The sequence below is a fragment of the Bacillus sp. FSL E2-8887 genome, assembly GCF_038007205.1.
Classification (GTDB): Bacteria; Bacillota; Bacilli; order Bacillales; family Bacillaceae_G; genus Bacillus_A; species Bacillus_A mycoides.
Genome location: NZ_JBBOWS010000001.1, coordinates 2,341,715 through 2,353,898, shown reverse-complemented (window position 1 = coordinate 2,353,898; position 12,184 = coordinate 2,341,715). Strand labels below are relative to the sequence as shown.

Below are 12,184 nucleotides of genomic sequence, written 5' to 3'. Positions count from 1 at the left end.
AAATTTATTATTTGATTTCGGCTGTGGAATTTGATTTATCTATTTTGTATTTACTAATAAATGTGTTAATGCTTGCTTTAATGGTGTAGCCTGACGTTCTAATAAGAAATTCAAATGGGTATGTGTTGATTCTAATCCTCCTTCACGAATCCCTTTTTGAATCATTACTAACATTGGAAGGTAGGCTTCAGGTACTCCAGCACCTTTTAACATTCCTTCATAAGAAGAGTCATCTACTTCTAATAAAGGAATTTCTTTTCCTAATACTTCACTTAATGTATCAACAAATTGCTGTTGTTTTAAATTTTCACCAGAAAGTTCATAAATCTTATTTTTGTGACCATCAGCTACCAAAACATTCGCTGCTGCTTCAGCTAAATCCGGACGATATACCCAACCGATTTTCCCTTCTCCTGCAGAAGTCACCCAAGGGGCACCAGCCATACAGCTTTGAATTGTACCAAGTTCATTTTCTACATACCAGTTGTTACGCAGAATCACATAAGGAATACCTGATTCAATAATTGCTACTTCACGTGCTCTATGCATGCCCGCTAGGAAAAAGTCATTTCCTTCTGCTCTTGTAACACTTGGATAAATAATTTGTTTTACACCTGTTGCTTTGGCAGCTTCTACTGCATTTGTATGCTGACGTATAACTGTATCAAAGTCACCAAATGTTGACATGATGAATAAACGATCAACATCTTTGAATGCTGAAAACAAGGTTTCTTGATTTTCAAAATCCGTTACACGTACTTCTAAGCCTTGTTCCTTATAGCTAAGTGCTTTTTCAGACTTGTCATCACGTACCCCAACAATTATTTCTTCAATTGATAATCTGGTAAGTAAATACTCAACAATTTTAGAACCTAAATTTCCGTTTGCACCTGTTACTAAAACTTTCATACAATCTCCTCCGTTACATACAGCGTTATTTTTGATTTTTGTATACATTACATATGCTATTTCTTAAGAAGGATTTATGTAAGTAGGCACAATTTAATAACATAGTCATAAAAATAGTACTTAGCGAAAAAGGAGATTTTATTATGGCACGTTTTAGTTATCAAGATGAATCGGTTTCTGAAGAAACACAGCAAGAAATTTGTCCATTAACAGTTACCCAAAATGCAATTGCAGGAAGATGGAAAATCGTGATTTTGTGGCATTTAAGCAAAAATGAAATTATTAGGTTTAATGAATTATTGAGGATGTTACCTGGCATCTCAAAAGGAATCTTAACTAGACAATTAAGAGAGCTTGAAGAGGACGAGCTAGTACACAGAGAAGTTTATAAAGTTGTTCCACCAAAGGTAGAATATTCTTTAACAGAGCAGGGGGAAAAGTTTATACCTGTATTAGAAGCAATGCAAATCTGGGGTAAAGATTTACTAAATAAAAAAATAGAGATGTATGAAAAGCATAAGGGCTAATAAATTATTAATACCTTCCTATTGGCAATAGGAAGGTATTAAGTTTAAATTAAATACTGAACAATTTATTAATGTGAGTTGTACTGGAAAACTATCGTAATTCAGCCGTCTTTCTAATAACAATCTTATCAATATCATCCTCTTCATCACCAATAAATAATCCACGTTCTTTTAAATATGTTTCGAAGTATAAATCTGCTTCTGCACGTTCATCGTATGGCTTTACAGAAAGAACGAAACCTAATTTATTTTGCTCCTCTAAATGAGAAGTGGAGATGTAAGCCGGTACATTGTGGCGTAAAAAGAGCTCTTTAACCGGAATAATCATATCTTTCATTAATTTCGTTAACATACCCATTTCAAACTCAAAATTAAAGCGATCTATACTAGATAAATCCGCGAATACTACACCAATAAAACCTGTATTAAATACTTCTTGATATTCTACTTCTTCGTTACCGTAAAAATTCTTTTCAATTAAATAATTTATAAAATAAGAAACACCATCACTTTGTTCAAAAGGTTTTGTTGAAAGAACGAAGCCGATTTTCTTTTGTTTATGTAAATACACACATGACATGTATGCAGCGGTATTATGTTCTTTAAATAATGCACTCGTTGCTCCAGATAGACCATCTAGTACGTGATGCACAATTTGAAGTTTTTTACGAGCGAAATAATAGGATTTCTTTTGTAACTCCAATGTATCAATAAAGACAGAGCCGATAAAGCCTGTATTTGAAATAATAGGTGTTTGCTTTTTTCTTCCTCTGCGCTTTGCTTGAGTCATTGTTGAAATCATCCCTTCATGTACAAATAAATTAAAAAGAACATTTGTTCGTATATTTATATTTTACTATTAAAACGCACTAAAGTAAAGGGTTTTTGACGAAAAAACAATAAAAAAGACACCTATAAAAGGTGCCTTAAACGTTGCAGGGAAGAGGTTTCATCCCATTATTTATATTAAGATACAGATACAATCTCTTCTGTATCTTCTACATCTAAATGACAGTCCATAGTACGAACATCTTGATCTTCATGACTTCCGAAATAAATAGTAATTTTCATATGTATCGCTCCTTTATTCTAGGAATACCTAAAATAATTACTAGTAATGTTAATATTTATTATATACCACTTTTTTCATTCCGACAACGTTATATCATTTTTAATTCTTTTAGGGCGCAAAGAGTGATTTATAGAGATATTTTTATAGAAATAGGTACATTTCTTATATGATATATTTAATACTGAAGGATTCGAATACGAATTTTTATGAAAGGAGCAAAATGAATGAATTATAAACAGTTACTAATAGACAATTTTACATATAAAACCTCATATATTGCGCGGCAGGTAAATGGAATGGATGTAAAAGAAACGAAGGATTACATTACTGTCGACTGCGGATTACCTGCAGATACATTTAATATTATCACACTACTAAATAGTAATGTAACGGAAGGAATCGAGAAATTATATAAGGAGGTAGAATACTATAATCAAAAGAAATTTCCAATGAGTGTTTGGTTTTGGGATGATAAGCAAGAGCAGACTATAAAAAGCGAATTAATCAAACTTGGTTTAAAAGAAGCTGAAAAGAATATCGCGATGGTAGCAGAATTAAAAACAATTCATCCAAGAATAAACATGCCAGTAGGTTTTACGATACAAAAAGCATCTTCTTCAGGACAAATCAAAAAGTTTGGAGAAACGTTAGCTAATCTATTTGGTACATCAGAGGAAGGTAAAAATGTACAAGCATACTATAATCAAATTTCTTCTTTAAATTTATGGAATAGCGATAATATGAAACTATACTTAGGTCTTTATAAAGGTGAGGTAGTATCTGTTGGCTCTTTAGTATGTACGAAAGATAGTGTCGGTATTTATGATATAGCGACTAAAGAAGAAATGAGAGGAAAAGGTTTTGGCTCTACTATGTTTAATTTCCTGCTGCAAGAAGCAAAACAATTAAAAAATACGTATTGTGTATTACAAGCTTCACCTGATGGAATAAATATTTATAAAAAATCCGGCTTTCAAGTTGTAGGACAAATGACTGTTTTTGAAAATCGGCATTTATTTGAGTAAATCATCCAAGTCAAATTGTTTTAAATATAGGAGTTAACATACCGTTATGAAAAAAACATCTATAATTACAATCATTTGTTTCTTCACAGTAATAAGCATCTTTGTTTTTCAGCAAGTAAATGAACAAAAATATACAAAAGCTATTAATCAATCAAATCATATTAAAAATATTGCGCATAGAGGGGCTTCTGCATATGCACCGGAACATACATTAGAAGCGTATCAATTAGGACAGCAATTAAAAGGTGACTATATAGAAATAGATCTCCAAATGACAAAAGACGGACATTTAGTAGCTATGCATGATGAAACATTAAACCGCACAACAAACGGTACTGGTTTTGTAAAAGATCATACATTAGATGAAATAAAACAACTGAATGCAGATTCTTTTTTCAATAAAAAGCATCCAAATTTAGCAAAGAAAGAATTTGAAGATACTAAAGTTCCAATATTAGAAGAGATTATTGAAACGTTTGGACATAATGCTAATTATTATATCGAAACAAAATCACCAGATGAATATCCTGGAATGGAGGAAAAACTATTAGAAATTATTAATCACTACCAAATAAATGATAAAGTTATTATTCAATCATTTAGTGAAGAAAGTTTGCGAAAGATTCACAGTTTAAATGATAATATACCGTTAGTACAATTATTATCATATAAAAAAGCAGTTCAATTAACAGACTCAGAAATAGAAAAGTATAAAACATACTGCATAGGTCTTGGTATGAATTATAAATATATTGATGCAGCCTACGTAAAAAAAATAAAGAATTATGGATTAGAAGTTCATCCATTTACAGTAAATAATGAAAAAGATATGAAAAAGTTACTTTCTTGGGGCATCGACGGGATGTTTACTAATTATCCGGATCGTTTACATTCAGTATTAGATTTGAAAAGTCATAATTAAAAAGTATTATTCTTAAGGGAGTAATAAACAAAAAAGAATCCAATAAACATATTGGATTCTTTTTTAGTTCTATACGCCAAACTTGATATAATACAATATTGATTATTATTTTTCATAAGTTTTGTCAGAAAGTAATCAAAATGTAATTAATTTTTCCTTTCTTTTTTATATTTTTTTGATACACTGGCTACGAGAGGAATACCGATTATAGTAGGTAAGAACCAAAACCATATTGGTGGAAGTAGATTTAAAATAGAGATATACATACCAATGTTTACTAAAAGTGCGGTAACTGCACCAATATAAGAGCCTAACATACCTCTAATATGGTGTTGCAACCAATTTCTCCATCGTTTTTTTCTTGCGAGATATCCGTAAATCGCAAATGAATAGGAGATAATTGCTACATAAAATAAATATGCGATTTTATCCCAGTTTAAAATAGACAATATAATTGCAGTAAGGGTTATGACAATATAGGGCGCATGGTATATTTCGCCCCATTCCGTATGTTTTCCTTTCTTTTTTTGAGCAACCATCGCTACAATACCAGTAATTAAACATATGGTTCCAAATAATATGTGTATGGTCAAAAGAATGTTGAAAATGCTCATAAAAGTTCCTCCTTTTTTATTTTTATAGTATTGCAGTATAGGAGAAAAGTTGAACAATATAGTTAGTTTGCCTTAATATATTGAAATAAAGGTACTCCTAGAACAAAATGGAATGATTAAATTTTTTCTCAAATTTAGTGAGACGAGTATTACGTTAAATGAAGGAGAGACTTCTATGTTTACATCTATTACATATTTACAATCTGGGAATGATAAGCAACAAAAAGTTTACGAAGTTATTAATAAACTAAACATAATAGAGGATTTAGCTTTATATAGCCCTGTACTTTGCGGGACAATCCCTATTAGAGTTGATACCCTTCATTCTGACTTAGACATTGTAATGGAAGTACATAATTATGATTTTTTTGAACAGGAAATTAGATCATTGTATGGCTCATACGAAGGATTTGAAATGAAAAAGAAAATCATTAAAAATATCTTAACAATAAAGGTGAATTTTCAATTTGAAGGTTTTGAATTTGAATTATTTGCTCAACCGCGGCCAGTACGTAACCAAAATGCATATAAACATATGATAGTGGAGCACATGCTATTAATGCAGCACCCACACATTAGAGAAGAAGTAATTGAATTAAAAGAACAAGGGTTAAAAACAGAACCGGCTTTTGCTCAAGTATTAAACATTGACGGTGATCCCTATAAAGAACTTATTTTATTAGGACAGGAAATGAGATTATGGTAAAAAAGGCACACAAAAAATCCTCTTTATAAAAAGAGGATTTTTTTATTATGCCATTAACTTACGAATCAAATTACTTAATATAATAATACCTTGAGTAATTTGTTCAGGGGAAGAATACCCATAAGATAAACGTATAAACTGATCTGATTCTTCTTCATAAATACGTCCCGGGTTAAAAAGAACTCCCTTTGATTGAGCCTCTGAAAATATTTTTTTCATCGAAATGTTAGGCACTACCCTTAGCCATATAAAAAATCCACCACTAGGAATATCCCATGTAGTAATGTCAGCGCAGTACGTATTTAGTGCTTGTATCATTATTCGTCTTCGTTTTTTTAGGTGAATCCTTACGTTCGCTACGTGATCCTCACAAAACCCTTTACTTAACCATTCTGCAGCAACTCTTTGAGATAAAGAACTTGACCCATAGTCAGTTTGCATTTTTATGTCTGATAATCTCTCAATAACAGGCTCTGGTCCGATAATCCAACCAATCCTAAGTCCTGGGCTAAGTGTTTTAGATAGACTACCGATATATAAAACATGTCCATATTTATCCATCGACTTTAAAGGAGGGGGCGGTAGTTCATCCATCCATAACTCACGGTAAATATCATCTTCAATGATAGGCAATTGTTCTTTTTCGCATATTCTTAGTATTTCTTTTCGTCGATCCTTGGACATTAATACACCCGTCGGATTTTGAAAACAAGGAATCGAATATAAAATATTTTTCTTTTGACTATAATTAATTTTTCTTAACAAATCATTAGGGATAATTCCATGTTGATCCATCTGTATTCCAGAAAGGTGAATATTAGCCGATTGAAATACGTGAAGAGAATATAAGTAAGAAGGTCGTTCAAGTAAAACAGTTGACTCTCTATGTAAAAGACCGATTGATATTAATTGTAATGCCTGTAATGCACCAGAGACTATTAATATAGAGCTTGGTGATGTATTTATTCCAAATGATTTTACATAATTACTTATTGCTTCACGTAAAGGGAGATATCCTTTTTGTTCTTCATATCCGAAATAATCTAGTTCCTCACATACGTTACGCATAATGAATTGCATAGTTTCTAACGGGAAAAGATGAGGTGCAAGTTCTCCTTTACTAAGATGAATCAATTTTTTATTTGCTTCTGCTTCATTTATTTCCCGTACCATTAACTTGCTTGGTTTATGAATACCAGCCTTTACATATTCACTCCAATCGGGCGGGGGATTGGTGGCTAATAATGACCATGTATTATTCGTTACAATTGTTCCTGACCCGATTTTCCCTTGAATTAAGCCATCTGCCATAAGTTCTTCTAGTGCGGTTATTACAGTACTACGATTTACATGAAATAATTTCGCTAACTGCCGCTGGCTAGGAACCTTACTTCCAATCGGCCATTCTCCGTATTCAATTTTTTCTTTCATATAGTCTATTATCTGCCGATATTTAGGCAGTTTTTTATCAGTAGACATATTAAAAACTCCCTCATTCATTTTAAAAATGCAAAGTGGTTGGTTTTTTCGAGGATTAACTGGTTGAAGACATTGTATCAACTATTAAATATGATGAAAAGAAATAATTGGCAATTAGAAAATGGCTGGTTTATTGGAGAGGGAGAGAAAATATGCATAATAAAAAATGGGATTTTCGTATTGTATGTGCTCACGCTTTTACGATTCTTATATGGGGAACAGCTTTTCCAGGAATTCGGATGGGGCTTGAAGCTTACACCCCTGAACACCTTACTTTGCTACGATTATTAATCGCTTCTTTGATTCTTTTTCTGTTTTCACTTATATACAAATTACGTTTACCTGATTTGAAAGATATTCCAGTGATTTTTATATTTGGTGCTCTTGGATTTACAATTTATCATATTGCACTGAACTACGGTGAAAAGAGTGTGAATGCTGGACCTGCTAGTTTAATTGTATCAGTAACACCTATATTAACGGCAATTCTTGCTTCTGTTTTTTTGAATGAAAAAATGAAATTAAATGGTTGGATCGGTGGTGTAATTAGTTTTGTAGGAATTGCTTTTTTATCGTTAAGTCAAGGAGATTCCATTCAATTGAATAGTGGGGGATTACTAATTTTATTGGCGGCAATTTCAGAAAGTCTATTTTTCGTTTTTCAAAGGCCATACTTAAAAAAGTACGGTTTCTTGCCATTTACAATATATACAATTTGGTCTGGTACTGTATTTATGCTTATTTTTTTGCCAGGGATTTATGAAGAAATTGTAGCAGCTCCTATAGAAGTTACTTTGAGTGTTATATATTTAGGTGTGTTCCCGACAGTACTGCCGTATATTGCATTAGCATATATTACATCCCATGCCAGTGCTTCTGAGGCAACAAGTTCTCTATATTTAACACCAGTAACTGCATGTATTATCGCTTGGATATGGTTAGGTGAGGTGCCAACCTTTGTTTCGATAATTGGAGGGGGAATTACTATACTTGGAGTTGTGATTGCTCATTTAACATTTAATAAAGATAATTATAAGCAAATTGAGAGTGAAAAAGTATGGTAAGACATCCCTGCGAGTATTTGCAATTTAAATGCAAAATTTCGGATTAATAACAGGCTTTCCATTCTATAAATATAGTGAAAAAAATCTATATTAAAATCAGCTAGTCCAATATTTGTACGAGATTTAATTAAACTGGTAGATTATTTATCTGCAAAAGAACTAGCATAATGCTAGTTCTTTTTTATCAATACATTACTCACCATTAATATTTGCTTAGAACTGTATAGATTTAAATTATTTCCACATATACATAATTATCTTACCTATGAAAGGAGTGCATTTCTTGGAGAAGGTTTTATTTTTTGGAGACCCAGGTATTGATGATTCGTTTGCAATTATGTATGGCTTACTGCATCCTGAAATTGAAATCGTTGGTATCGTAACTGGATATGGAAATGTTGAACATATACATGCCGCTCATAATGCCGCATATATTTTACAGTTAGCAAACAGACAAGATATTCCTGTAATTAGCGGTGCAACAGGCCCACTTACAAATGAAATTACAACGTATTACCCTGAAATTCATGGACCAGAAGGATTAGGGCCCATCCATGTACCGGAAAGTGTGTTATCTATTCCTATATACAATTTTGGTAGTATTGCTGCGATTCTTGTAAAGTATGGAGAAGATTTAACAATTGTCGATGTAGGAAGATCTACCTCATTAGCGATTGCTTTTAATTTATGGAACGACTTGATGTTAAATATAAAAGGAATTTATTTTATGGGTGGTGTCTTTTTAGAAGCAGGGAATGTTACTCCATTAGCAGAGGCAAACGTGTACGGAGATCCTATAGCAAGTCAAATTGTATTTCAGCAAGCGAAAAATATAACGTTATTCCCTTTAAATGTAACAAATAAAACGGTTTTAACCCCAAGTGTATTTACTTATATTTTAGTTAATACACAAAATCCATTTAAGCCGATTATGAAACCCCTGTACGATTATTATTTATCAGCATACCAAAAACTCAATCCATATATTGAAGGGCCATTATTACACGATGTACTTGCTATAAGCGGTTTAGTGAATCCTACATTTTTAAATTATACATCCCGAAAAGTGACTGTGGATATATGTGGCGAAACGAAGGGACAAACTTTTGCTGATTTTCGTCCACACTCTAAATCTGAAGGGGCGCGTATAGCGTTACAATTAGATGAGGAAAAATTTATTCAGGATTTTATGAAAATCATGTTATAAGTTGATGTCGAAAAAGGGAATCATTTCACTCCGTTGAATATAAAAGATAAATTCTCTTTTTAAAGGAGCTTAAAATAGTGAACGTCCAATTAAAAATTGTTACGAGAGAAAATTGGGAAGACGCATTAAAGTTACAAGTTAAAGAAAACCAAATACACTTTGTTCCGGCAGTGGCAGTATCACTTGCTAAAGTATACATAAAACCAGATGGTGAAAATGTCGAATATATTCCATTCGCTATATATGATGGTGACCTTATAGTTGGTTTTATTATGCATGCTTTTGTGCGAGAGTCAACAGATATGTATTGGATTAACGGATTTATCATTGATGAAAAAGAGCAAGGAAAAGGATATGGAAAAGCAGCATTACAGGAAATCATTAACTTAATAAAAAATAACTTTAAAGAGTGTGAGGAAATTAGATTAACTGTCCATAAAGATAATATTTCTGCAAAGAAACTATATGAATGTTATGATTTTAAACCATTAGGAAATGTATATGACGGTGAGGAAGTATATCGCTTATTGTTATTGAAATAAAGATATACTGTTTTGAAACAATAAGTTGTTCCGTTAAAGGGTCATATCGCGGAGAATTGGTTGTACTAATTCATATAAATTATCGCAAACTCAATTCACGCAATTATTTAAACATTTTATTATAAAACAGTATTTATATATACTTAAACTATCATTAATAAAAACATCAATGGAGGAACTAATATGAAAGAAAGCAATAAAAAAGAGTTGTCACTAGAGCAACGTGAAGAATTACTACAAACATTGAAAGATCGTTTTGAGAATAATATGAACCGTCATAAAGGTTTAGAATGGGCTAATGTTCAAGAAAGGCTGGATGCTAATACTGAAAAGTTGTGGTCGCTCAACGAAATGGAACGAACTGGTGGCGAACCTGATGTTGTTGATTTTGATAAAGAAAAAAGCGAATATATTTTTTATGATTGTTCAGCAGAAAGTCCTAAAGGTCGTAGAAGTGTTTGTTACGATCTTGAAGCGCTAGAATCAAGAAAGAAACATAAACCAGAAAATAACGCTATTGATATGGCAACTGCCATGGGTATTGAACTATTAACGGAAGAAGAATATCGTACATTACATAATCTTGAAAATTTCGATATGAAGACGTCGAGTTGGGTGGAAACACCTTCTGATATTAGAGAACTTGGCGGTGCCCTTTTTTGCGATTATCGCTTTGGACACGTCTTTGTGTATCACAATGGGGCAGAATCTTACTATGCCGCAAGAGGCTTTCGTGGTTCGTTAAGAGTCTAAAATTTGTACAGGCAGGTAAATTTGAAGTAGAGAATAGATTTGCTTAGGGAATAGTAGTGATTGCATACTTTAGCTACGGATTCGATTTTGAGGCCGCAAAGAATAGGGCTAATCAAACCTTATTGTAAAAGAATGAATCAACTAAAAATATTAAGAGTATGTTTTGATAATTTTCTTCATAAACATACTCTTTTTTAGAATCATTTATCAAAATCATTAGTTTTAATTAACGTATAAACGAGAACTTGTAAAAGGTACTCTTGCAATTATCAATGAAATTCACCCATATGAAACACCTATGATTTATATTATCCCGCTTTTAAATGAAAATTTTCGAGCAAGTATAAAGTGAATGATTAGGAGGAATACAAAATGAAAAGTAAATTCCATCATATTGTACGAGCTATCATGATAAAAGATGAAAAACTACTAGTCGCTGAATACATAGGCCATCACTATTTTTTACCCGGTGGTCATGTTGAAATTGGGGAATCAGCAGAGAATGCACTAATAAGAGAGTTACGAGAAGAACTTGGAGTAACTTGCAGTATAAAACAATTTTTAGGCGTCATAGAAAATCAATGGCAAGCCAAAGAAACCCTCCACCATGAAATTAACCACATTTTTGAAATAGATTCAAATGAGTTAAAATCCGATTTCACTCCAATATCTAAAGAGTCCCATTTAGCATTTCACTGGATTGATTTTAATAAAGAAAATATAAATTCCTATACAATAATGCCGACACCTTCAGTAAAAGAATTACTAGAAAGAAAATTAAGTGATGAACTATTAACTTGCTGGATTAGTAACTTTTAATTGTCTCTATTTATATTAATTCCGTCCACTAAAAGAATATAAAGAAAATAGGCTCATAAACAAGGTACATCACCTAGTGTAAAGTCATATTTTGTTGATGTACGCATTTAGTCTATAGCCTTATTTCTACTTTATTTTTAAAAGTAAATAAACTCGGAAATTTGGACGGAATTTACATTTGTAAATGGAGGGTTTCATAATGAATGAGTTTCAACAAGAACTACAAGCGTTAAACCTTAATGCTTATCAACCTGGTAATGTTGTGTATTGGGATCAGCAACAAAATCAATATCCATATTACTACATTCAAGACGATGCACGTCGTTGTGGCGGATGCGGTGGCGGCGGACGTTGTGGCGGTTGTGGTGGTCGCTGTGGTGGTTGTGGCGGCGGACGTTGCGGCGGTTGCGTAGGTTGTGTAGGCTGTGGTGGTTGTTTCAGCTGTTCTAATTGCTGGAACTGGTGGATTATTTAAGTACTATAGATCAATAATATTTCACATGAAAGAAAAGTGCAGATGCAAAGTTATAATGTATTGAAACTTT

The 12,184-nt window shown here is 32.4% G+C and carries 14 protein-coding genes; 10 read left to right on the top strand and 4 right to left on the bottom strand.

Annotated elements, in window-relative coordinates; translation table 11 throughout:
• Positions 1 to 39: 39 nt before the first annotated feature.
• Positions 40 to 909 (bottom strand): SDR family oxidoreductase, encoded by an 870-nt coding sequence (locus NSQ08_RS11710; RefSeq protein ID WP_002189755.1) that lies wholly within the window; start codon positions 907 to 909, stop codon positions 40 to 42.
• Positions 910 to 1,052: 143 nt separating this feature from the next.
• Here NSQ08_RS11710 and NSQ08_RS11705 point away from each other — a divergent pair, with 143 nt between their 5' ends.
• Positions 1,053 to 1,436 carry a winged helix-turn-helix transcriptional regulator gene (locus NSQ08_RS11705; protein ID WP_012261013.1) on the top strand — a complete coding sequence of 128 codons (384 nt, stop codon included), beginning with the start codon at positions 1,053 to 1,055 and terminating at the stop codon, positions 1,434 to 1,436.
• A 91-nt stretch (positions 1,437 to 1,527) separates the two neighbouring features.
• On the opposite strand, the gene NSQ08_RS11700 is transcribed toward NSQ08_RS11705, so the two are convergent.
• Complete coding sequence (locus NSQ08_RS11700) at positions 1,528 to 2,226, bottom strand: hypothetical protein (RefSeq protein WP_012261012.1); 699 nt, start codon at positions 2,224 to 2,226, stop codon at positions 1,528 to 1,530.
• 506 nt (positions 2,227 to 2,732) lie between these two features.
• Between NSQ08_RS11700 and NSQ08_RS11695 the strand changes: the two genes are divergently transcribed.
• Together NSQ08_RS11695 and NSQ08_RS11690 are read left to right on the top strand one after the other, a co-directional pair.
• Positions 2,733 to 3,533, top strand: coding sequence for a GNAT family N-acetyltransferase (locus tag NSQ08_RS11695; RefSeq protein WP_002189753.1), 801 nt, complete (start codon positions 2,733 to 2,735; stop codon positions 3,531 to 3,533).
• 46 nt (positions 3,534 to 3,579) lie between these two features.
• Positions 3,580 to 4,455 (top strand): glycerophosphodiester phosphodiesterase, encoded by an 876-nt coding sequence (locus NSQ08_RS11690; RefSeq protein ID WP_340774913.1) that lies wholly within the window; start codon positions 3,580 to 3,582, stop codon positions 4,453 to 4,455.
• 146 nt (positions 4,456 to 4,601) lie between these two features.
• Here NSQ08_RS11690 and NSQ08_RS11685 read toward each other — a convergent pair whose 3' ends face one another.
• Positions 4,602 to 5,069 carry a DUF2306 domain-containing protein gene (locus tag NSQ08_RS11685; RefSeq protein ID WP_340774910.1) on the bottom strand — a complete coding sequence of 156 codons (468 nt, stop codon included), beginning with the start codon at positions 5,067 to 5,069 and terminating at the stop codon, positions 4,602 to 4,604.
• A gap of 175 nt (positions 5,070 to 5,244) precedes the next feature.
• On the opposite strand from NSQ08_RS11685, the gene NSQ08_RS11680 reads away from it, so the two are divergent.
• Positions 5,245 to 5,775 carry a DUF4269 domain-containing protein gene (locus NSQ08_RS11680; protein WP_002192869.1) on the top strand — a complete coding sequence of 177 codons (531 nt, stop codon included), beginning with the start codon at positions 5,245 to 5,247 and terminating at the stop codon, positions 5,773 to 5,775.
• A gap of 45 nt (positions 5,776 to 5,820) precedes the next feature.
• Here the strand turns inward: NSQ08_RS11680 and pdxR are convergent, their stop codons facing one another.
• A complete protein-coding gene (pdxR, locus tag NSQ08_RS11675; RefSeq protein WP_340774903.1) occupies positions 5,821 to 7,254 on the bottom strand; it encodes a MocR-like pyridoxine biosynthesis transcription factor PdxR in 1,434 nt (477 codons plus the stop codon).
• Between the two features lie 152 nt (positions 7,255 to 7,406).
• Here pdxR and NSQ08_RS11670 point away from each other — a divergent pair, with 152 nt between their 5' ends.
• The 6 genes from NSQ08_RS11670 to NSQ08_RS11645 all read left to right on the top strand — a co-directional run bounded on the left by NSQ08_RS11670 (position 7,407) and on the right by NSQ08_RS11645 (position 12,114).
• The gene (locus tag NSQ08_RS11670; RefSeq protein WP_061690150.1) at positions 7,407 to 8,318 is read left to right on the top strand and encodes a DMT family transporter; all 912 of its coding nucleotides are present in this window, start codon (positions 7,407 to 7,409) and stop codon (positions 8,316 to 8,318) included.
• Positions 8,319 to 8,601: 283 nt separating this feature from the next.
• Positions 8,602 to 9,525 carry a nucleoside hydrolase gene (locus tag NSQ08_RS11665; RefSeq protein ID WP_002189748.1) on the top strand — a complete coding sequence of 308 codons (924 nt, stop codon included), beginning with the start codon at positions 8,602 to 8,604 and terminating at the stop codon, positions 9,523 to 9,525.
• A gap of 77 nt (positions 9,526 to 9,602) precedes the next feature.
• The gene (locus NSQ08_RS11660) at positions 9,603 to 10,067 is read left to right on the top strand and encodes a GNAT family N-acetyltransferase (RefSeq protein ID WP_002032392.1); all 465 of its coding nucleotides are present in this window, start codon (positions 9,603 to 9,605) and stop codon (positions 10,065 to 10,067) included.
• A 183-nt stretch (positions 10,068 to 10,250) separates the two neighbouring features.
• Positions 10,251 to 10,820: a DUF4256 domain-containing protein gene (locus NSQ08_RS11655; protein WP_340774889.1), complete on the top strand. Its 570-nt coding sequence runs from the start codon at positions 10,251 to 10,253 to the stop codon at positions 10,818 to 10,820.
• 372 nt (positions 10,821 to 11,192) lie between these two features.
• A complete protein-coding gene (locus NSQ08_RS11650; protein ID WP_002032390.1) occupies positions 11,193 to 11,639 on the top strand; it encodes an NUDIX domain-containing protein in 447 nt (148 codons plus the stop codon).
• A gap of 199 nt (positions 11,640 to 11,838) precedes the next feature.
• Positions 11,839 to 12,114 carry a heterocycloanthracin/sonorensin family bacteriocin gene (locus NSQ08_RS11645; protein ID WP_340774885.1) on the top strand — a complete coding sequence of 92 codons (276 nt, stop codon included), beginning with the start codon at positions 11,839 to 11,841 and terminating at the stop codon, positions 12,112 to 12,114.
• The last annotated feature ends 70 nt before the right edge of the window (positions 12,115 to 12,184 follow it).

What these genes read in the sequence shown, in the direction of transcription:
- NSQ08_RS11700 (WP_012261012.1), bottom strand. Translation starts at nt 2,226, where the DNA reads ATGACTCAAGCAAAGCGCAGAGGAAGAAAAAAGCAAACACCTATTATT.
- NSQ08_RS11650 (WP_002032390.1), top strand. Translation starts at nt 11,193, where the DNA reads ATGAAAAGTAAATTCCATCATATTGTACGAGCTATCATGATAAAAGAT.
- NSQ08_RS11645 (WP_340774885.1), top strand. Translation starts at nt 11,839, where the DNA reads ATGAATGAGTTTCAACAAGAACTACAAGCGTTAAACCTTAATGCTTAT.
- NSQ08_RS11685 (WP_340774910.1), bottom strand. Translation starts at nt 5,069, where the DNA reads ATGAGCATTTTCAACATTCTTTTGACCATACACATATTATTTGGAACC.
- NSQ08_RS11705 (WP_012261013.1), top strand. Translation starts at nt 1,053, where the DNA reads ATGGCACGTTTTAGTTATCAAGATGAATCGGTTTCTGAAGAAACACAG.
- NSQ08_RS11690 (WP_340774913.1), top strand. Translation starts at nt 3,580, where the DNA reads ATGAAAAAAACATCTATAATTACAATCATTTGTTTCTTCACAGTAATA.
- NSQ08_RS11710 (WP_002189755.1), bottom strand. Translation starts at nt 909, where the DNA reads ATGAAAGTTTTAGTAACAGGTGCAAACGGAAATTTAGGTTCTAAAATT.
- NSQ08_RS11655 (WP_340774889.1), top strand. Translation starts at nt 10,251, where the DNA reads ATGAAAGAAAGCAATAAAAAAGAGTTGTCACTAGAGCAACGTGAAGAA.
- pdxR (WP_340774903.1), bottom strand. Translation starts at nt 7,254, where the DNA reads ATGTCTACTGATAAAAAACTGCCTAAATATCGGCAGATAATAGACTAT.
- NSQ08_RS11670 (WP_061690150.1), top strand. Translation starts at nt 7,407, where the DNA reads ATGCATAATAAAAAATGGGATTTTCGTATTGTATGTGCTCACGCTTTT.
- NSQ08_RS11680 (WP_002192869.1), top strand. Translation starts at nt 5,245, where the DNA reads ATGTTTACATCTATTACATATTTACAATCTGGGAATGATAAGCAACAA.
- NSQ08_RS11695 (WP_002189753.1), top strand. Translation starts at nt 2,733, where the DNA reads ATGAATTATAAACAGTTACTAATAGACAATTTTACATATAAAACCTCA.